The organism is Pedococcus sp. NPDC057267 (genome assembly GCF_042668795.1).
GTDB lineage: Bacteria > Actinomycetota > Actinomycetes > Actinomycetales > Dermatophilaceae > Pedococcus.
The window spans coordinates 1-18556 of record NZ_JBHUYG010000087.1; the positions used below are offsets into that span (position 1 = coordinate 1).

Consider the following 18556-nt stretch of genomic DNA (forward strand, 5'->3'; position numbering starts at 1 on the left):
GCGGTGGTCGCCGCCGGCCGCCGCGACCCGGCGAGGAGTCGGGGGGCCCCCCCCCCCCCGCCGCCCCGCCCCCCCCCCCCCGGGGGGCCGACCCCCACCCCCCCCGCGGCGCCCCCCGGCGCTAACCCCCCCCGCCGGCCCGCCCCCCCCCGCCGCCGCCCCCCCGACGGCCTGTCCGGGGAGGGCCCCGGGACAACCCCGGGGCCTGCCCCATGTACCGTCCATACGACTATGTTGTGTCGAGGAGCAGCGGGACCTGACCCGCTCGGCTCGACCGGGCGCCAACTCCGCTCCGCTCGACCGGTCACGCCACGGGACCACCCCTCCCCGCGGGCGTCAATCAAAAGGAGGTGACGTGTACAAGTACATCCTTCGGCGACTGCTCCAGATGATCCCGGTGCTGCTTGGGTCCACGTTCATCATTTTCGCCATGGTCTTCGCCCTGCCCGGTGACCCCACCGCGGGGATGTGCGGCGAGCGAGGATGCCCCCCGGCCTTCGTCGCCAAGTTCCGCCAGGAGCACAACCTCAACGACCCGCTGCTCGTCCAGTACGGCAAGTACATGGTCAACGTGTCCAAGGGTGACCTCGGCACGAACTTCCGCGACATCAAGGTGTCCGACGAGCTCCAGCAGCGCTACCCGACCACGGTCCGACTCGCCGGGATGGCCATCCTGTTCGAGGCGATCATCGGCGTCCTCGCCGGCGTGCTCGCGGGTATCCGAAAAGGCAAGTTCATCGACAACCTCGTCCTGGTGAGCACCCTCTTCGTGATCTCGGTGCCGGTCTTCGTCATCGGCGCCACCCTCCAGTACTACCTGGGCGTGAAGGCGGGCCTGTTCCCGGTCACGGTGTCGTCCTCGGCCACCTTCTACGAGCTGCTGCTCCCGGCCTTCGTCCTCGGCAGCGCCTCGATCGCCTACGTCGCGCGCCTCACGCGCACCAACCTCGTCGAGAACCTGCGGGCCGACTACCTGCGCACCGCGATCGCCAAGGGCCTGACCAAGCGGCGCGCGGTCGGGGTGCACGCCCTGCGGAACTCCCTCATCCCCGTCGTGACCTTCATCGGCGCCGACTTCGGTGGCCTGCTGGCGGGGGCGATCATCACCGAGCGCATCTTCAACATCCAGGGCGTCGGTGGGTACCTGTTCACCGGCATCCACAACCGTGACGGCGTCGTCGTCGTCGGCACCGTGACCGTCCTGGTGCTCGTGTTCCTGCTCGCCAACCTCGTCGTGGACCTGCTCTACGGCGTGCTCGACCCGAGGATCAGCCATGACTGAGGCTTCGACCATCGCCGTCTCCGCGGAGACCGGCGCTGCCCCCGGGGAGGCCGGTGACGCCCCCCGCTCGCTGGCGTCGGACGCGTGGCGCTCGCTCAAGAAGAACCCGATCTTCTGGGTGTCCGTCATCCTGATCGCCCTCTTCGTGCTCATGGCCGCGTGGCCGTCGCTGTTCACCCACACCGACCCCAACGCCGCGGTCCTCAAGGACGCCCGCGTCCCTCCGAACGCCAACGCGTGGTTCGGCCGTGACATCCAGGGCTACGACATCTACTCGCGCACCATCTACGGCGCCCGGGCCTCGATCCTGGTCGGCGTGTTCACGACCATCGCCACCGTCATCATCGGTGGGGTCCTGGGTGTCGCGGCCGGCTTCTACGGCGGCTGGCTCGACGCGATCCTGTCGCGCGTCACCGACATCTTCTTCGCGATCCCGCTGCTCCTCGGCGGCATCCTGTTCATGTCGGTGTTCGCGAACGACGCCAACACGCCGTACTTCGTCGTGGTGGGCAAGGTCGTGCTCGTGCTCGCGGTGTTCGGCTGGCCGACCATCGCGCGCCTGATGCGCTCGAGCGTCATGCAGGTCAAGCCCAACGACTACGTGCAGGCGGCCCGTGCGCTCGGCGCGAGCCCGTGGCGGATCATCCGCTCGCACGTGCTGCCCAATGCCCTGGCCCCGGTCATCGTCATCTCGACCATCAACCTGGGTGTGTTCATCGCAGCCGAGGCCGCGCTGAGCTTCCTGGGCATCGGCCTGACGCCGCCGGCAGTGTCCTGGGGTGTGTCGATCTCCGACGCGCTGATCGCGCTGCGGACGACCCCGCACATCCTGTTCTTCCCCAGCCTGTTCCTCTCCCTGGCGGTGCTGGCCTTCATCATGCTCGGCGACGCGGTGCGTGACGCCTTCGACCCGAAGTCGCGCTGAGCGGGAAAGACGAACTCCACATGACGACCACTGACACCAAGCCCCACCGGTCTCACAAGACCGACGGGCCCGTGTACACCCCGCAGGACGGCCTGCTGCTCCAGGTGGAAGACCTCCACGTCGAGTTCCACACCCCCGACGGTGTGGCCAAGGCCATCAACGGCGTGAACTTCGACCTGCACGAGGGCGAGACGCTCGCGATCCTCGGCGAGTCGGGGTCGGGCAAGTCCGTGACCGCCCAGGCGATCATGGGCATCCTCGACATGCCGCCGGCGAGGATCCCGAAGGGGCAGATCCGGTACTGCGGGCAGGACCTGCTCACCATGCCGGAGGACCAGCGGCGCCGCACCCGCGGCCCGGAGATCTCGATGGTCTTCCAGGACGCACTGTCCTCGCTCAACCCGGTCTTCCCGGTCGGGTGGCAGATCGCGGAGATGTTCCGCAAGCACCGCGGCATGAACAAGTCCGACGCTCAGGAGCGGGCGATCAAGCTGATGCAGCGCGTGCAGATCCCGGCGGCGAAGGAGCGGGTGAAGGCCTACCCGCACCAGTTCTCCGGCGGCATGCGCCAGCGCATCATGATCGCGATGGCGATCGCGCTCGACCCTGCGGTGCTCATCGCCGACGAGCCGACCACCGCCCTCGACGTGACCGTCCAGGCCCAGATCATGGCGCTGCTGCAGGAGCTGCAGGAGGAGCGCCGCATGGGGCTCATCCTCATCACCCACGACCTCGGCGTGGTCGCCGACGTCGCGGACAAGATCGCGGTCATGTATGCCGGCCGCATCGTCGAGCGTGCGGACGTGTACGACCTGTACCGGCAGCCGGCCCACCCGTACACCAAGGGCCTGCTGGAGTCGATCCCTCGCCTGGACCAGAAGGGCCAGCAGCTCGCCGCCATCGGTGGCCTGCCGCCGAACCTCATGCGGATCCCGTCCGGCTGCGCGTTCAACCCGCGCTGCCGCTACGCCCAGGACGTCTGCCGTGAGGATCGTCCCCAGCTGCTGACCGTGGCACCGGGCCGCGAGAGCGCCTGCCACTTCGCCGAGGAGGTCCTCCATGGCTGAGCCCATCCTGACCGCGACCGACCTGGTCAAGCACTACCCGATCAAGGGTGGCGTGCTGCGCCGCACCGTCGGCCACGTCAAGGCCGTCGACGGCGTCAGCTTCGAGCTGCTCAAGGGCGAGACCCTCGGCATCGTGGGCGAGTCCGGCTGTGGCAAGTCCACCCTCGGCCGGCTGCTCATGCGGCTCGAGGAGCCGACGTCCGGCACGGTGATGTTCGACGGCGTCGACATGTACGCCCAGAAGGGCCGCGCCATGCGCCGCCTGCGCCGCGACATCCAGATCGTGTTCCAGGACCCGTACACCTCGCTCAACCCGCGCAAGACGGTCGGCGACATCATCGGTGAGCCGTTCGAGATCCACCCGGACGCCGTGCCGAAGAAGGGCCGACGCAAGGCGGTGCAGGACCTGCTCGACATGGTCGGCCTGAACCCCGAGCACATCAACCGGTACCCGCACCAGTTCTCCGGTGGCCAGCGCCAGCGCATCGGCATCGCCCGCGGCATCGCGCTGAACCCGAAGGTGCTCATCTGCGACGAGCCGGTCTCGGCGCTGGACGTCTCGGTGCAGGCGCAAGTCGTCAACCTGATGGAGAAGCTGCAGGACGAGCTCGGCCTGTCCTACATCTTCATCGCGCACGACCTGTCCGTGGTCCGGCACATCTCCGACCGCGTCGGTGTGATGTACCTCGGCAAGATGGCCGAGCTCGGTGACGAGGACGACATCTACGCGCGTCCTACCCACCCGTACACCCAGGCGCTGCTGTCCGCGGTGCCGGTGCCGGACCCGACGCTGCGCGACAAGAAGGAGCAGATCGTCCTCAAGGGCGACGTCCCGTCGCCGGCGAACCCACCGAGCGGGTGCCGGTTCCACACGCGGTGCTTCAAGGCGCAGGAGAAGTGCTCGGCCGAGGAGCCGCTGCTCGAGCTGCGGCCCGACGGTGTCGGCCAGCACCTGTCGGCCTGCCACTTCGCGGCGCCGCGGGAGATCATCGAGACCGTCGACGTCTCGGGCCAGGAGCCGGTGTTCCGGGCCGAGGTCCGCGACCAGGCCTCGTTCGACGAGCCGTACGAGCGCGTCGGCGACGGGTCGCAGGACTCCTGACCGAGGCCTACCCGCCGCGCACGCCAGCGCACACCGGCCGCGCCGTCCCCGTCCGGGGGCGGCGCGGCCGCGTTCAGTGGGTGCGTTCGGGGAGCCTGCGGTTGAGCGAGAAGAGCCGGCCGAGCACCGGCATGAGCACGATGTTGACCCCGTGCAGTGCGCCGATGATGAGCAGGATCCCGCCGAGGCGGGAGAGCTCGAAGGTCACCTGCTCGGCCGTGACGCGCCCGGTGATGTCGTTCTTCCAGTCCGCCTGCGGCGACACGTGCAGGCTGAACAGGATGTAGGCGGCGAAGATCAGGTAGTAGACGATGTCGGTCAGCACGATGTAGCTCTTGCCCGTCAACGGGTTGTCGTGGAAGACGTCGGCTGCGTACGCCCTCCCGAACCGCTTGATGAACGGGCCCAGCCACAGCGCGATGCCGAGCAGGACGAGGTTCGTCGCCACCTCCAGGACCCACCAGGGCATCTCCAGTCCTCTCTCTCCACGGGGTGTCAGGGTCAGCACGAGGGTCGTCGCGAGGGCCAGGCCGACGACCCAGCAGGCGCCGAGCAGCCGCACCCGGCGGCGCCGGTGCCGGTCGTGCTCGATGCTGTCGACGACCCGGGCGAACAGGTCGGGGGCCGGTGCGCGGCTGTCGCCGACCTCGGTGAGGGCGTCGTGCAGCCGGTCCTCCAGGGCGCTCATCGCTCCTCCTCGAGGGTCGTGGCGAGTGCGCGCAGGCCGCGGCGCAGGTGGGTCTTGACCGAGTTCGGGGACAGGCCCAGCGTGCGGGCGATCTCCTCCACCGGCAGCTCGAGGTAGTAGCGCAGGGCCACGCAGTCGCGCTGCCGGCGCGGCAGGGCGCGCACTGCGGCGACGACCTCCTGCCGCGCGTGCTCCCCGGCCACCGTGTCCTCGGCGGAGGGCTCGTCCGGCTGGGCCGGTGGGCGGTGCCGCAGGGAGACCAGGCCGCGCCGGTTGTGGTCGCGGGCGAGGTTGATGACGATCGAGCGCAGGTATGCCGCGGCGCGCTCCCGGTCGCGGATGCGCGAGGTGCTGCGCGCCAGGCGGATGAAGGCCTCCTGCACGAGGTCCTCGGCCGCCGTGCGGTCGTCGACGAAGAACCGGGCGAGCGAGACGAGCCGGGCCGCCTCGGCCCGGAAGAGCACGACGACGAGGTCGTCGGCGGCCACCCCCGGGACCGCCGCGACCCCGCCCTCCTGCAGTGCTCCCACCGCCTCCATCACCTCGACAGACGATCCTCCACCGGTTGCGGGTGACACGGATTCTGGCGGAGTTCTGCTGATCTGTGCAGGTCACCCGGGGTACCCGTCCCGACCGTCGGTGGGGTGTCAGCGGCAATGGGGAACGACACCCGGAGGAACCATGAACCACACGATGACCGCACCCGGCCCCGCCACGGCGACACCGGCGACACCGACGCCGACGGGGTTCCCCGGGCCCGGCATCCTGAGGGGCGCGGCAACGGGCCTCGTCCTGGGGGTGCTGTGGGGGGTCGCCGCCCGGGTGTTCATGCGCCTCGTCGCCGACGCGCCCGAGTTCAGCTGGGCCGGCACGCTCGGCATCCTGGCCATCGCCGCGTGGTTCGGGGCGTGGACGGGGGCTGCGGCGGGCGCGGTGCGGGCGGGGCGGCGGGGGTGGTGGTGCCTGCTCGCGGTGCCCGCGCTCATCCTCTTCGCCGGACAGGGGGCACCGTTCCTGCCCGGCGCCCTGCTCGGCGCCCTGGCGCTATCGCGCCGCCTGGGCGGCCGCGGTGACGGCCGCGGCGACGGCCGCAGGTGGGTCGCGGTCGTGGCTGCGGTCGCCGCCAACCTCGTGGCGCCGTTCCTGCTGTGGCGGTCCGACCGGCTCGACGAGGTGACGATGCTGTCCGCGCCGCTGCGAGCCCAGGTCGCGACGCTGGTGCTGATGCCGCTGCTGGGGCTCGCGCTCGCCTGGTGGGGCCGGGACCTGTTCGCCCCGCGAAGCACCCGTCGGCGCTGGGCTCAGTCGGCCTCGCCGGACCGCGCCCGCAGCAGCCGCCGCAACGAGTCCAGCCTCGCGGCACCGGCGGGTCCGGCCTGACCGGCGGCCACCCACTCGTCGAGGGCGCACTCCTCCTCGTCGTGGGTGCACCCTCGGGGGCAGCCGGCGGTGCCGGGCTCGAGGTCGGGGAAGTGCTCGATGATCCGGCTCAGGTCGACGTGGGCGAGTCCGAACGAGCGGATGCCGGGGGTGTCGATGACCCAGCCGTCCCCGCCCGGCAGGCGCAGCGCCACGGCCGACGTCGAGGTGTGGCGGCCGCGGCCGGTGACGTCGTTGACGACACCGGTCGCCCGTCCCGCGTCGGGGACGAGGGCGTTGACCAGGGTGGACTTGCCGACGCCCGAGTGCCCGACCAGGACGCTGACCCGGCCGGACAGGCGCTCGTGCAGCGCCTCGAGGCCGTCGAAGCCGCTGTCGCCCGTCGAGGTGACCACGTGCTCGACGTCGAGGGGCGCGTACTGCCGGAGGAAGTCGGCCGGGTCGGCCAGGTCGGCCTTGGTCAGGACGAGCAGCGGGTCGAGGTCGGCGTCGTACGCGGCGACGAGGCACCGGTCGATCAGCCGGGGCCGGGGCTCGGGGTTGGCGAGGGCCGACACGACGACGAGCTGGTCGGCGTTCGCGACGATGACGCGCTCGACCGGGTCGGTGTCGTCGGCGGTGCGCCGGAGCACGGACTCACGCGGCGTGACCCGCACGATCCGGGCCAGCGCGTCGGGGCCGCCGCCGGTGTCGCCCACGAGGTCGACGTTGTCGCCCACGACGATTCCCTTGCGCCCGAGCTCACGGGCCTTCATCGCCGTGACCACGCGCTCCGGCATCCGCCGACCGCCGACCCCACGCCCGACCAGGACGGTGTACCGGCCCCGGTCGACGGCGGTCACGAAGCCCGGCAGGGCGTCCTCGTGGGCGGGACGGTCCTTGGAGCGCGGACGCGAGCCCCGCCGGTTCGGCCGGATCCTGACGTCGCTCTCGTCGTAGTCGGAGGCGCGACGGCTCATGCGCTGACCGCACCCCGGCTCGCGCCGACCAGGTCCTCCCACAGGGACGTGAACTCCGGAAGGGTCTTGCCGACCGTGGCGACGTCCTCGACGGTCAGGCCCGGCACCCGCAGCCCGAGCACGGCGCCGGCCATGACCATGCGGTGGTCGGCGTAGGTGTGGAAGAGGCACCCGGTCAGGGGTGCCGGCGTGATGCGCAGGCCGTCCTCGGTCTCCGCCACCCGGCCGCCGAGCGCCTGGAGCTCGCGGGCCAGCGCAGCCAGCCGGTCGGTCTCGTGGCCGCGGATGTGCCCCACCCCGCGGATCTGCGAGGGCGAGTCGGCGAGCGCGGCGAGTGCGGCGACGACGGGGGTGAGCTCGGACGCGTCGTGCAGGTCGAGGTCGACCCCGGAGACCTCGCCGGTGCCGGCGACGGTGAGACCCTCGCGGGTGAGCGACACGTCGGCCCCCATCGCGTCGAGGATGTCGCGGATCGCGTCACCGGCCTGGGTCGTGTGCTGGGGCCAGCCCGGCACGGTGACCCGGCCGCCGCACACGAGGGCAGCGGCGAGGAACGGCGCGGCGTTGGACAGGTCGGGCTCGACCTGGACGTCGAGGCCGGCCAGCTCGGACGGCTCGACGCGCCACGTGTTCGGCTCGCTGTCGTCGACGATCGCGCCCGCGTCGCGCAGGGTCTCGACGGTCATCTCGATGTGCGGCTCCGACGGCACGGGTTCGTCCCCGGCGTGGTGGACGGTCACCCCGTCGTCGTAGCGGGCGCCCGCCAGCAGCAGCGCCGAGATGAACTGCGACGACGCGGAGGCGTCGAGCGTGACCGGCCCACCCGGCATACGCCCCGAACCCAGGACGGTGAAGGGGAGGGTGCCGCGGCCGCCGTCGTCGATGCTCGCCCCGAGGGCGCGCAGCGCGCCGAGGACCGGGCCCATGGGGCGGACACGCGCCTGGGCGTCACCGTCGAAGGTGACCGACCCGTGCGCGAGGGCCGCGACCGGCGGGACGAACCGCATCACGGTGCCCGCGAGGCCGCAGTCGACTGCGGTGCCGCCGCGGACCGCGGACGGCGAGACGTGCCAGTCCACCGAGCCGGAGGCATCGGGCAGGTCCTCGACCGTGGCGCCCAGCGAGCGCAGCGCCTGCGCCATGAGCAGGGTGTCCCTCGAGCGCAGTGGCGCCCGCAGGAGCGAGGGGGTGCTCGCCAGGGCGGCGAGCACGAGGTAGCGGTTCGTGAGCGACTTGCTGCCGGGGAGGACGGCGGTGCCGGTGACCTCGCCGGGGGGAGTGGGGGCGGCCCAGTCGGACCGGGCCGCCGGCGCAGGGTCAGGTGAGGGCATCGTGCGCCTGGCTCGCGGCGAGCTTGGCCTCGCGACGGGCGGCGTGGGCGGCGTGCTTCGCCTCACGCCGGGCACGCTTGGCCGAGCGGCGTGCGGAGTCGCTCGCGAGGCCGGCGCGGTAGGCGAGCCCGGGTCGTCCCTCGGTGTCGACTGCGGCGAGGAGCAGGCCGCCGATGAGCCCGACGTTCTTGAGGAACTGGATGCGCTGGGTGCGCCGGGTGGCCTGGTCCTTCTCGGCCCAGAACGGGTGGCCGACGTACGTGGTGGGGGCGAGCGAGCCCGCGAGCGCCAGTGCGGCGACGCGCGGCAGGCGGCCGGTGGCGAGCAGGGCCCCACCTCCGACCATCGTGGCGCCGTTGGCGCGGACGAGCAGCTCGGGGTCGTCGGGCAGGCCCAGCGGGGCGACCTTCTGGGCGAAGGGTGCGACCTTCTCGCGCAGCGCCGCGGGGTGGCGCAGCTGCTCGAGGCCCTGCGCGACGAAGATCGCGGCGAGCATGGGTCGGGCCACGCGGCGGACGAGCGTCATGATCACTCCTGTGGTGCCGGTCGGGAAGGGAACGTCGTCTCCCTTCCTACCGTATGGACCCGTCACCGGCCCTGCGTACCCTGTCCAGCATGTGCGGGCGATACGCGGCGACGGCGAACCCCGACGAGCTCGTCGAGGAGTTCGAGGTCGAGGAGGACCGCTCGCTCGAGCCGGTGCGCAGCATCCTGAAGAACCCGCAGACCCCGCCGCCGGGCACGCCCGACTGGAACATGGCGCCGAGCAAGCAGGCCCCCGTCGTCCTCACCCGGGTGCCGCGCGAGCAGAAGGAGGAGGGGTATGACGGGGAGCCGGCGCCCGTCCGCCAGCTCCGCCTGCTGACGTGGGGGCTCGTGCCGAGCTGGGCCAGGGACCCCAAGATCGGCACGCGGATGATCAACGCTCGGGCCGACACGGTGCTGGAGAAGCCGTCCTTCGCCCGGGCCGCAGCCGCGAGGCGGTGCCTGGTGCCGGCGCAGGGCTGGTACGAGTGGCAGAAGTCGCCGGTGGCCACCGACGCCAAGGGCAAGCCGCGCAAGCAGCCGTTCTTCACCCGTCGCGCCGACGGCGACGTGGTCGCGTTCGCCGGGCTCTACGAGTTCTGGCGCGACAAGGACGTCGCCGACAAGGACGACCCGGACGCGTGGCTGACGACGTTCACGATCCTCACGACCGACGCCGAGCCGGGGCTCGACCGCATCCACGACCGGCAGCCGCTGGTGCTCGAGCGCGAGGACTGGGCCACCTGGCTGGACCCGACGATGACCGACCTGGCGGAGGTCGGCCGGCTCCTGGCGTTCGAGCGGCCGGGGAGGTTCGAGGCGTACCCGGTCGGCGCTGCCGTGTCGTCCAACCGCAGCAACGGTCCCTCCCTCATCGAGCCCGCCGGCCTCGACGAGCTCGACGGCGTCGTCGACCCCATGACGGGGGAGATCATCGGCACCGGCGGCCACGGGGCGCCCGGCGATGGCGGCCGGAACCCCGCATGACGGGCCGCACGACCCGCACCGAGGTCGAGACACCGATGGGTCCTGCGCGGGTCCACCTGAGCCGGCCCGCCGAGGTGCGTGGGGTGCTGGTCCTGACGCACGGCGCGGGTGGAAGCCTCCGAGCCCCCGAGTTCGCGCCGCTGAGGGAGACGCTCGTCGCCGACGGCTGGGCCGTGGCGCTCGTCGAGCAGGCGTGGGTCCTCGCCGGGCGCAGGATGCCGCCGCAGGCGCCGACCCAGGACCCGGCCTGGCTCCCGGTCGTGGAGTGGCTGCGCTCCGGACGCCGCAGGCTGGGCGGGACCCTCGTCGTCGGTGGCAAGAGCAACGGCGCGCGGGTCGCGTGCCGCACCGCCCACCTGTCGGGGGCCGACGGCGTCCTGTGCCTGTCCTTCCCGCTGCACCCGCCCGGGCGGCCCGACGTGTCACGGGCGGAGGAGCTGCGCACCCCGGTCGAGCACGGCATACCGCTGCACGTGGTCCAGGGGCGCACCGACCCGTTCGGCACGCCGGCGGAGGTGCGCGCCGAGCTGCCGGACCCGGGTCTGGTGAGCGAAGCGACCGGCGGGCACGCGTTCCCGAGGAACCCGGCCGACGTCGTCGCCGACGTGCGCTCCTGGCTCGCCCGCGAGTGGTCGGTCCGCTAGCCGCGACCTGCCCCGGCCCCCGCGCCCCTGCCGCCTCCGAAGCCACCGCCGCCGAGACCACCGCCGAAGCCGCCACCGCCGCCCAGCCGGCCGAGCCCGGTCAGGGTGTTGGTGGGCAGCGGGACCGACGGGTCGGCCAGCAGCACCCGCTGGCCCTCCCGCAGGCCGGTCAGCACCTGGGTCGTCGTCGGCCCCGAGGTGCCGAGGGTGACCCGGCTCGTGGTCTGCGTGGTGCCGGAGACGACCGTGAGGGTGCCGGATGCCGGGCCGGTCATCGTCAGCGCGGAGTTGGGGACGACGAGCACGTGCCGAGCCGAGGCTGTCGTCACCGCGACCGTGGCGACCGACCCGCTGTCGAGGTCGGACGCGGGGCCGGGGACGCTCACGACGACGGCGTACGTCACCGTGGCGCTCGTGCCGCCGGTCGTGCTGGGCAGCAGGCCGATGGCGCTGACCTGGCCGGGGTGTGCGGTGCCCGACGCCGCGGTCACGGTGGCGGGCTGACCGACGCGGACGGCGGCGATGCGGGTCACCGGCACGTTCACGGTCACCGTGGCCCCGCCGTCGCCGAGGATGGTCACGCCGCGCCCGGTGCTGGAGGCACCGACGGTGTAGCCCACCGCGCCGACGACACCGGACTGCGGTGCCGTGAGGGTCGCTCCGTCCCGGGCCTGCTGGGCCTCGGTGAGGGCGACCTGGGCCGAGGCGATCGCTGCCTGGTCCTGGGCCTCCCGGCTCGCCAGGGACGCGGCCGAGGCCGCGGTCGCCCCCGTGCCGCTCGCGCCGCTCGCGCCGGACGAGGCCGAGCGGGTGGACCCCGCGGCGCTGGCCGCACCGCTCGTGGCCCCGGCGGAGCGCGACGTCCCGGACGTCGAGCCGGAGGCGGAGGTGGTGCCCGCCGAGGAGGAGTGGCCGCTCGTGCTTCCACCCGTGGTGCTTCCCGAGCCACCCGGTCGCGAGCCACCGCCCGCGCCGCTGGCTGCAGAGGCGGCTCCCTGCAGGGCCTTCTCCCAGGCGGCGATCCCCTGGTCGACGGTCGCCTGCGCCTGCGCGACGGCATCCTGTGCCTGCGCGACGGCCACCTCACCCTGGTGGGCGGTGGCCAGGGCAGCGGCACACGCCGCCAGCTGGTCGGCGGTCGGGGCACCCGCCCCCGTGGTGCCTGTGGGGGAGGACGTCACGGTGGTGGTGGGGGAGCTCGTGGGAGCAGTGGTGGGGGAGCTCGAGGGAGCGGTGGTCGGGGAGCTCGTGGGAGCGGTGGTCGGGGAGGTGGTGGGGGAGCCCGTGGGTGCCGGCGAGCCCCCGTGACCGGTGGGGGAACCGGCGGTGGCGAGCACCGGGGCGCACGCGGTCGTGGCACCGGCCAACGCTGCCGTGGAGGCCGCCAGCTCGCGTGACGCATCGCCCTGCGCGCGGCGTACGGCCGTCTCGTCGCGGGTGACCGCCGCCTGTGCCGCAGCGGTCGCGGGGCTCGACGGCAGGCCTGGACCCGACCCCGGGGAGACGCCTGTCGTCCCGGACCCCGACCGGCCACCGGAGGTCCCGGACGCCCCGCTCCCGGAGGCGCCGGCACCCGAGCCGCCCGAGGCCGACGACCCGCCCTGGCTTCGGCCCGTGCCCGCGGCCGAGCCGCTGGAGCCGGCTGTGCCGGAGCTGCTTGCGGTCCCCGACCCGGCGGTGCGGGGTGCCGTCGAGCCGCCCGACCTGGAGCCACCCGCACCGGAGCCACCCGCACCGGAGGTGCCCGTTCCTGAGCCGGAGCCGCCGGTCCCCGCGGCGGCCGGGGAGGAGCTGCCGCCGGACTCGTCGGACGCCAGCTGGGCCTGCGCCCTGGCCAGCTGCGCGCGCGCCTGGAGCACCGCGGCGTCGAGGTCGGTGGGGTCGAGACTGGCCAGCACCTGACCGGCCGAGACGCGCTGGCCCACGGTCACCGCCACCGACGCCACGGTGCCGCGTGTCGAGAAGGCCGCCGTCGACTGCGCGGCGCGGGCGACGCTGCCGGACAGCACGAGCTGCTGCTGCACGTCCCCCAGGCCGGCGACAGCGGTGCGCAGGCCGGGCCCGGACGCCGAGGCCCTCGTCACCGCGAAGGCGGTCCCACCGCCGACCACGGCGAGCACGAGGACGGCGGCGGACGTCCGTCGCGCGACCCGCGCCGTCCGGGTGTCAGCCACGGCCGGCCCCGGCGCCCGTGCGGCCGAGGCCGGTGCACTGGCCACCGACGGCAGGACGCACGGTGATGGCAGTGGCCGCGATCGCCCCCGTGGAGTCGGCCCGGCCGCGCGCGGTCACGCAGGTGCCGACCGTCGCGGCGGCGGCCGTGGCCGGCACGGTGGTCGTGTACGTCGTCGCAGCGGTCGTCGTGACCGTCACGGTCCGTGGCGAGGATCCGGTGGTCGCGGTGGCGGTGCCGGCGGCCCCGCGCTGCGGGATCGTCGCGGTCACCACGAAGCTGCCGGAGCCCACCGAGGCGACGGTCCCCGCGACGCCGAAGCCCCCGCCGAAGCCGCCGCGGCCGGGACCTCCGGTCCGCGTCGCGTCCGGGCGCGCGCTGCCCTGGCCCGCGCCTGCGCCCTGACCCGGGCCCCCGCCGCGGCCACCGAAGGCTGCCGCCACCGAGCAGGTGCCCTTGACCGGTGCGGAGACCATGACCGACGCGGCCACGAGCTGGGTCGCCGGGGCGGAGGACCCCGCCTGCTGGCTGCTGCGGACCTGGACGCACGAGCCGACCTTCACGGCCGCGACCGTCGTCGGGACGACACGCGTGAACGTCGTCCCGGCGGCCCAGGTGACGGCGGTCTGGCTCGAGGCGTCCTGCACCTGCAGGGTCTGTCCCTGGACGGCCGCGACGAGCCCACTGACCCCGGGGAACCGTCCCTGGCCGCCGCCTGGACCGCCCGTCGGCGGCACTGCCGACGCCGTGGTGGAGGCCGAGGACGCCGAGCTGCCGGCGGCGCTGCTGCCGCAGGCGGCCAGCACCAGGGCCGCACAGGCGAGGGCGGTGACCCGCAGGGCGTGGGTGCGCAGGGGGGTGCGACGGTGGGTGGTGCGGGATGCGGTGGAGGTCATGTCGGGCTCCTGGGGGGAAGGGCTCACTCGCTGCGGAGGGCGTCGATGGGGGCGAGACGGGCGGCGCGGGCGGCCGGGTACACGCCGGCGGCGATGCCGATGGCCACGGAGATGGCGAGGGCGACCACGGCGACCAGGGGCTGCACCGTCACCGGCTGTCCGATGGCCCCGGGGAGCAGGCGGGCGCCGACGTACCCCACGGCGAGCCCGAGCAGGCCACCGGCCAGCCCGAGCACGCTCGCCTCGGTGAGGAACTGCCGCCGCACCGCGCCCGGGGTGGCACCCAGCGCCTTGCGCAGCCCGATCTCCCGGATCCGCTCGGTGACCGAGACGAGCATGATGTTCATGACCCCGATGCCGCCGACCAGCAGCGAGATGGCGGCGATGCCGCCGAGCAGGATCGTGAGCGTCCGGGCCGTCGAGGTGGCGGTGGAGACCAGGGACGCCTGGCTGCTCACCGTGTAGTCCGCGGTGGCCGCCGTGACGTCGTGCGAGACCGCGAGGGCGTGCTGCGCCTCCTGGTATGCCGCGGAGAGCGTGTCCTGCGACGCCCCCTCGAGGTAGATCGTGCTGACGGAGGAGGTGTTGGCGCTCGTGGAGAGCCGCTGCGCGAAGGTGGTGGACGGGACCAGGACGACGTCGTCCTCGTCTGCGGTGGTGCTCGCGCCTGCGGATGCCAGGACGCCGATCACGGTCAGCTCGGTTCCCTGGACCGTGATCGTGCTGCCCACCGCCGGTCGCCGGCCGAACAGCTCGGCCGCCGTCGTCTGCCCGATCACCGCCACGGGGGCGGCGGCGTCGACCTCGGCCGCGCTGAAGAACCTGCCCTGCTGCAGGGTCCGCGCCCGCACCGTGGGCCAGGCCGTGGTCGTGCCCTCCACGGACGTGGTCCAGTTCTGGTCGCCGGCGAGGACGGACTGGTTCGTCGTCGTCACCGGAGCCACGGCGGCGACGTCGGGGGCGACCGTGCGGTCTGCGAGCATCTGCGCGTCCCGGACCGTCAGGGTCGACGCCGAGCCCCGTCCGCCCCGGATCCCGGTCGTGGTCGTGGTGCTCCCCGGCGTGACGATCAGCAGGTTGGAGCCGAGCTTGTCGATCTGCGCCTGGACCGACTGCTGCGCGCCCTGCCCCAGCCCGACGGTGAGCATGACCGCGGCCACGCCGATGAGGATGCCGAGGGTGGTCAGGGCCGAGCGGAGCCGGCGGTCGGAGATGGCCTCGACCGCAGAGCGGAGCGTCTCGGCGAAGGTCATGCCACGCCCCCCGTCGTCGCACCGACACCGACGTCGAGCCGGCCGTCCCGGATGTGCACGACCCGGGCCGCGCGCGCGGCGACCTCGGCCTCGTGGGTGATCAGCACGACGGTGCGCCCGGCCCGGTGCAGCTCGTCGAGCAGCGAGAGCACGTCGGCCGTGGCGACCGAGTCGAGGTTGCCGGTGGGCTCGTCCGCGAGGACGACGGCCGGGTCGGTGACGAGGGCGCGGGCGATGGCGACCCGCTGCTGCTGGCCGCCGGAGAGCTCGCCGGGCCGGTGGTCGACCCGGTCGGCGAGGCCGACGCGTTCCAGCGCGGTGAGGGCCCGGCGGCGACGCTCGCCGCCGGGCACGCCGGCATACGACAGGGGGAGGGCGACGTTGCGCCACGCGGACAGGGTGGGGAGCAGGTTGAACTGCTGGAACACGAAACCGATGCGCTCGTTGCGGACCCGTGCGAGCTCGGCCTCGCTCATCGCGGCGACATCCTGGCCGGCGAGCAGGTACTGCCCGCCGCTGACGACGTCGAGGCAGCCCAGGATGTGCATGAGCGTCGACTTGCCGGAGCCCGAGGGGCCCATGATCGCGACGTAGTCGCCCTGCGCGACGTCGAGGCTGATGCCGCGCAGCGCCGCGACCTCGACCGCGCCCGTCGCGTACGTCTTGGTGACCTCGCGCAGGCTCATGACCTCGCGCGCCTCCGTCGGCCGGGGTACGGGGAGCACCGGTCAGCCCCCGTTCCCACGTGCGCCGCCGCCGAAGCCACCGCCACCGCCGCCGAAGCCTCCGCCACCGCCGCCGCCGCCGCCGAAGCCACCGCCACCCCCGAAGCCGCCACCGCCGCGCCCGGTTGTGCCCGTGCCGTTGGTGGGGGAGAAGGTGAGCCGGCGGACGACGACCTGTTCGCCCGCGGTGAGCCCGGACAGCACCTGCGTCTGCGCGCCGTAGACGGTGCCCACCGTCACGGGGACCGTGGAGTCCTTGCCCCCTTGGCGCACGGTCACCGTCGCCCGGCCGCCCGCCTGGGACACCGCAGCGGTCGGGACGGTGAGCACGTTCTGGACCTGCTCGTAGATGATCCGCGTCGTGACGCTGGTGCCGGCGTAGAGGCCCGGCGGGTTGCCGGTGACGTCGATGGTGACCGGGAAGGCGGCGACCCCGCCGCTCGTCGAGGTCGCCATGACTCCGACGGTGCCGACGGTGCCGAACACCGGCTGGGTGGACCCCGTCGTGAGGACCTGCGCCTGCATGCCCGGCTTGATCTTGCCCAGGTCCGCGGCGGCCACCGAGGCGTCGACGACCCACGAGGTGGGGGAGATGACGACGACCTGGCCGGTGGCCGACGAGCCCGTTCCGCTCGACCCCTGGCCCGACGCCGACGCGCCGCCGGTCCCACCGGTCCCACCGGACCCGCCGGACCCGCCCGACCCGCCGACGGCTCCTGCCGAGGAGGCGCCGCTCCCGCCGGAGCCGCCTGCGGCGGAGCCGGACGACCCCGAGCCCGACGACGCCGCGACCGAGTCGCCGGGGGCGATCGAGACGGCAGCCACGACACCGTCCAGGGGGGCGGTGAGGGTGGCCGAGGCCAGGTTCGCCTGCGCCTGGGCCAGGGTGCCCTGCGCGGCGGCGAGCTGGGCGTTGGCCGATGCCAGCTGCGCCGACGTGCCGCTCGCCGCAGCGGTGGCGGCAGCCTCGGCAGCGGTGAGGTTCGCCTGCGCGACCGACACGGCTGCGCGCAGCGACGAGGGGTCTACCGTGGCCAGCACCTGGCCCCGGCTGACGTGCTGGCCGACCGCGACGCGGACGGAGGTCACCGTGCCGCCGACGGTGAACGAGAGGTTGGCCTGGTGGGCCGCCGCGAGCGTGCCGGTCCCGGACACCGACTCCTCGACGGGGCCGAGGGTGGCCGTGGCGAGGATCTCCGTGCCCGTCGCGGCGCCGGCGCTGGCGCCGGGCCGCAGGACGAGCCAGCCGCCCACGGCGAGGGCGGCCACGACGACCGCCGCGACCGTCAGCACCGGCCATCGGCGGGACCGACGGGATGAGGGCCGTGCCATGCGGGGTGCCTCCCGTGCTCGGCCGGAGGCGCAGGAGCGCGCGGCGCGGATCTTCGACGGCAGGAGCGTGCTCCCGGCGGCTGCACGCACGGTGGGAGAAGTCCATGAGAGACCTGTGGATCGCCCGGGCGTGAGGGAATGAGCCGCTGCGGGGTGTCGTTGACAACGGTGTTCCCCAACCCCTGCGGAGAGTGCCCGTGCCCACTGTCACCGATCGTCCGAGCCGTCGACGCGTCGACCTGACGCCGACGGGAGCGCTGGGCTTCTCCGCCCCCGTCGCCGAGCCTGTCCGTGCCCAGCACGGGCTAGGCTGGAGGGCAATGAGCGAGACACCCGACACCACCGTCGACGTGGCCACCGAGTCACCGGCCGAGCGGCAGGCACGCTTCGAGCGCGAGGCGATGCCCCTGCTCGACCAGCTGTACTCCGCGGCCCTGCGCACGACCCGCAACCCCGCCGACGCCGAGGACCTGGTCCAGGAGACCTACACCAAGGCGTTCGCGGCGTTCCACCAGTACAAGCCCGGCACGAACTTCAAGGCGTGGATGTACCGCATCCTCACCAACACCTACATCAACAGCTACCGCAAGAAGCAGCGGGAGCCCCAGCAGTCGGATGCCGCGGAGATCGAGGACTACCAGCTCGCCCGCGCCGAGTCGCACACGTCCACCGGACTGCGCTCGGCCGAGGTCGAGGCCCTCGACCACCTCCCCGACACGCAGGTCAAGCGCGCGCTGCAGGAGCTGCCCGAGGACTTCCGGATGGCCGTGTACCTCGCGGACGTCGAGGGCTTCGCCTACAAGGAGATCGCGGAGATGATGGACACCCCGATCGGCACCGTCATGTCACGCCTGCACCGTGGCCGGCGCCAGTTGCGTGAGCTGCTCACCGAGTATGCCGCCGAGCGCGGCTTCGCGACCCAGGGCGCGGACCGATGAGCGCCGGCGACTGCGGCCGCAAGGTCGGCGAGGACCCCGCGTCGGGCACCGACTGCTCGGAGGTGCTCCACCGTGTCTACGAGTACCTCGACGGCGAGATGACGGTCGATGACACGGAGAAGATCAAGCAGCACCTCGACGAGTGCGGCCCGTGCCTCAAGGAGTACGACCTGGACCAGGCGCTCAAGGCCCTGGTGAAGCGGTCGTGCGAGTGCGAGGAGGCGCCGGTCGAGCTGCGCTCCCAGATCGTCGCGCGGATCACCACCCTGAGGTACCAGATCAGCGAGTAGCAGCAGCGGCCGGGCGCCTTCCCGGACGCACGAAGCGGGCGGTTCGACCAGGTCGAACC

19 protein-coding genes are annotated in these 18556 nt (G+C 73.5%); 9 read left to right on the top strand and 10 right to left on the bottom strand.

Annotation, left to right across the window (positions count from 1 at the left end; genetic code table 11):
- Window positions 1–355 precede the first annotated feature (355 nt).
- From ACFUC1_RS16285 to ACFUC1_RS16300, 4 genes are read left to right on the top strand one after another with little or no spacing between them, the layout of a single operon-like run.
- Window positions 356–1282 carry an ABC transporter permease gene (locus ACFUC1_RS16285; protein ID WP_379121624.1) on the top strand — a complete coding sequence of 309 codons (927 nt, stop codon included), beginning with the start codon at window positions 356–358 and terminating at the stop codon, window positions 1280–1282.
- Complete coding sequence (locus ACFUC1_RS16290; protein ID WP_379121626.1) at window positions 1275–2207, top strand: ABC transporter permease; 933 nt, start codon at window positions 1275–1277, stop codon at window positions 2205–2207. Before ACFUC1_RS16285 ends, ACFUC1_RS16290 begins: the two co-directional genes overlap by 8 nt.
- Window positions 2208–2227: 20 nt before the next feature.
- Window positions 2228–3274: an ABC transporter ATP-binding protein gene (locus ACFUC1_RS16295; protein ID WP_379121627.1), complete on the top strand. Its 1047-nt coding sequence runs from the start codon at window positions 2228–2230 to the stop codon at window positions 3272–3274.
- A complete protein-coding gene (locus ACFUC1_RS16300) occupies window positions 3267–4376 on the top strand; it encodes an ABC transporter ATP-binding protein (RefSeq protein WP_379121629.1) in 1110 nt (369 codons plus the stop codon). The genes ACFUC1_RS16295 and ACFUC1_RS16300 overlap by 8 nt, the downstream gene beginning before the upstream one ends.
- A gap of 73 nt (window positions 4377–4449) precedes the next feature.
- Here ACFUC1_RS16300 and ACFUC1_RS16305 read toward each other — a convergent pair whose 3' ends face one another.
- Window positions 4450–5064, bottom strand: a complete 615-nt coding sequence (locus ACFUC1_RS16305) for a hypothetical protein (protein WP_379121631.1) — start codon at window positions 5062–5064, stop codon at window positions 4450–4452.
- Window positions 5061–5603: an RNA polymerase sigma factor gene (locus ACFUC1_RS16310; RefSeq protein WP_379121656.1), complete on the bottom strand. Its 543-nt coding sequence runs from the start codon at window positions 5601–5603 to the stop codon at window positions 5061–5063. Before ACFUC1_RS16310 ends, ACFUC1_RS16305 begins: the two co-directional genes overlap by 4 nt.
- Window positions 5604–5757: 154 nt before the next feature.
- Between ACFUC1_RS16310 and ACFUC1_RS16315 the strand changes: the two genes are divergently transcribed.
- Window positions 5758–6444 carry a hypothetical protein gene (locus tag ACFUC1_RS16315; protein ID WP_379121633.1) on the top strand — a complete coding sequence of 229 codons (687 nt, stop codon included), beginning with the start codon at window positions 5758–5760 and terminating at the stop codon, window positions 6442–6444.
- Here the strand turns inward: ACFUC1_RS16315 and rsgA are convergent.
- From rsgA to ACFUC1_RS16330, 3 genes are read right to left on the bottom strand one after another with little or no spacing between them, the layout of a single operon-like run.
- Window positions 6366–7403, bottom strand: coding sequence for a ribosome small subunit-dependent GTPase A (rsgA, locus tag ACFUC1_RS16320; protein WP_379121634.1), 1038 nt, complete (start codon window positions 7401–7403; stop codon window positions 6366–6368). The genes ACFUC1_RS16315 and rsgA overlap by 79 nt on opposite strands.
- On the bottom strand, window positions 7400–8734 hold the full coding sequence (aroA, locus tag ACFUC1_RS16325; RefSeq protein ID WP_379121636.1) for a 3-phosphoshikimate 1-carboxyvinyltransferase: 1335 nt from the start codon (window positions 8732–8734) through the stop codon (window positions 7400–7402). Before aroA ends, rsgA begins: the two co-directional genes overlap by 4 nt.
- Entirely contained in the window at window positions 8721–9260 is a 540-nt protein-coding gene (locus tag ACFUC1_RS16330) for a DoxX family protein (RefSeq protein ID WP_379121638.1), read from the bottom strand. Before ACFUC1_RS16330 ends, aroA begins: the two co-directional genes overlap by 14 nt.
- A gap of 89 nt (window positions 9261–9349) precedes the next feature.
- Here ACFUC1_RS16330 and ACFUC1_RS16335 point away from each other — a divergent pair, with 89 nt between their 5' ends.
- Window positions 9350–10246 carry an SOS response-associated peptidase gene (locus tag ACFUC1_RS16335; RefSeq protein WP_379121640.1) on the top strand — a complete coding sequence of 299 codons (897 nt, stop codon included), beginning with the start codon at window positions 9350–9352 and terminating at the stop codon, window positions 10244–10246.
- Window positions 10243–10890 carry an alpha/beta family hydrolase gene (locus tag ACFUC1_RS16340; protein ID WP_379121642.1) on the top strand — a complete coding sequence of 216 codons (648 nt, stop codon included), beginning with the start codon at window positions 10243–10245 and terminating at the stop codon, window positions 10888–10890. Before ACFUC1_RS16335 ends, ACFUC1_RS16340 begins: the two co-directional genes overlap by 4 nt.
- Here ACFUC1_RS16340 and ACFUC1_RS16345 read toward each other — a convergent pair.
- The 5 genes from ACFUC1_RS16345 to ACFUC1_RS16365 are packed head-to-tail and all read right to left on the bottom strand — an operon-like array spanning window position 10887 to window position 17230.
- Entirely contained in the window at window positions 10887–13064 is a 2178-nt protein-coding gene (locus tag ACFUC1_RS16345) for a biotin/lipoyl-binding protein (protein WP_379121644.1), read from the bottom strand. The genes ACFUC1_RS16340 and ACFUC1_RS16345 overlap by 4 nt on opposite strands.
- Window positions 13057–13959, bottom strand: a complete 903-nt coding sequence (locus ACFUC1_RS16350; RefSeq protein WP_379121646.1) for a hypothetical protein — start codon at window positions 13957–13959, stop codon at window positions 13057–13059. Before ACFUC1_RS16350 ends, ACFUC1_RS16345 begins: the two co-directional genes overlap by 8 nt.
- A 23-nt stretch (window positions 13960–13982) precedes the next feature.
- A complete protein-coding gene (locus tag ACFUC1_RS16355; protein ID WP_379121647.1) occupies window positions 13983–15212 on the bottom strand; it encodes an ABC transporter permease in 1230 nt (409 codons plus the stop codon).
- Window positions 15209–15898: an ABC transporter ATP-binding protein gene (locus ACFUC1_RS16360; protein ID WP_379121649.1), complete on the bottom strand. Its 690-nt coding sequence runs from the start codon at window positions 15896–15898 to the stop codon at window positions 15209–15211. The genes ACFUC1_RS16355 and ACFUC1_RS16360 overlap by 4 nt, the downstream gene beginning before the upstream one ends.
- A gap of 42 nt (window positions 15899–15940) precedes the next feature.
- Window positions 15941–17230 (bottom strand): efflux RND transporter periplasmic adaptor subunit, encoded by a 1290-nt coding sequence (locus ACFUC1_RS16365; RefSeq protein ID WP_379121651.1) that lies wholly within the window; start codon window positions 17228–17230, stop codon window positions 15941–15943.
- A gap of 359 nt (window positions 17231–17589) precedes the next feature.
- Here ACFUC1_RS16365 and ACFUC1_RS16370 point away from each other — a divergent pair, with 359 nt between their 5' ends.
- Window positions 17590–18207, top strand: a complete 618-nt coding sequence (locus ACFUC1_RS16370; RefSeq protein ID WP_379121653.1) for a sigma-70 family RNA polymerase sigma factor — start codon at window positions 17590–17592, stop codon at window positions 18205–18207.
- Window positions 18204–18497, top strand: a complete 294-nt coding sequence (gene rsrA / locus ACFUC1_RS16375) for a mycothiol system anti-sigma-R factor (RefSeq protein ID WP_379121654.1) — start codon at window positions 18204–18206, stop codon at window positions 18495–18497. The genes ACFUC1_RS16370 and rsrA overlap by 4 nt, the downstream gene beginning before the upstream one ends.
- Window positions 18498–18556: the final 59 nt, after the last annotated feature.